Annotated in this window: 1 protein-coding gene and 1 pseudogene; both read right to left on the reverse strand. The window is 59.1% G+C overall.

Annotated elements, in window-relative coordinates; all coding sequences use genetic code 11:
• Nucleotides 1–205 (reverse strand): annotated as a pseudogene (locus tag IM317_RS23810) (autoinducer 2 ABC transporter permease LsrC); the annotation flags it as partial.
• Nucleotides 202–350: hypothetical protein (locus tag IM317_RS23815; RefSeq protein WP_193362563.1), on the reverse strand; the 149-nt coding region annotated here is incomplete at its 5' end. The gene IM317_RS23815 and the pseudogene IM317_RS23810, both read right to left, overlap by 4 nt.

Consider the following 350-nt stretch of genomic DNA (forward strand, 5'->3'; position numbering starts at 1 on the left):
TCGAACCTACCGACACGTCAATATTGCGGGTCAGCATCACCAGGGTCGCGCCCAATGCCAGCAGGCAGAGGATTTGCGAGCTGGAGAAAATCATCGCCAGGGTCTGCAGGCTGAAATAGGCTGGATTGAGCGCCACCAGCACAACAAAGAGCGCCACGATGGCAAAGAAGGCGCTCAGTTCGCGATTCTTGAGTAACGTTTTCATGCCTGCCCTCCAAAGGCCAGGGTCATCATGCGATCGACGGTGACCGCCTGCCGCGCCAGCTCGCCGCTGTAGCGGCCCTGATGCATCACCAGCACCCGGTCGGCCAGGCCGATGAACTCATCCACATCGGAGGAGATCATCAGCA

The sequence above is a fragment of the Enterobacter cloacae complex sp. S3 genome (genome assembly GCF_014930495.1).
Classification (GTDB): Bacteria; Pseudomonadota; Gammaproteobacteria; order Enterobacterales; family Enterobacteriaceae; genus Enterobacter; species Enterobacter asburiae_B.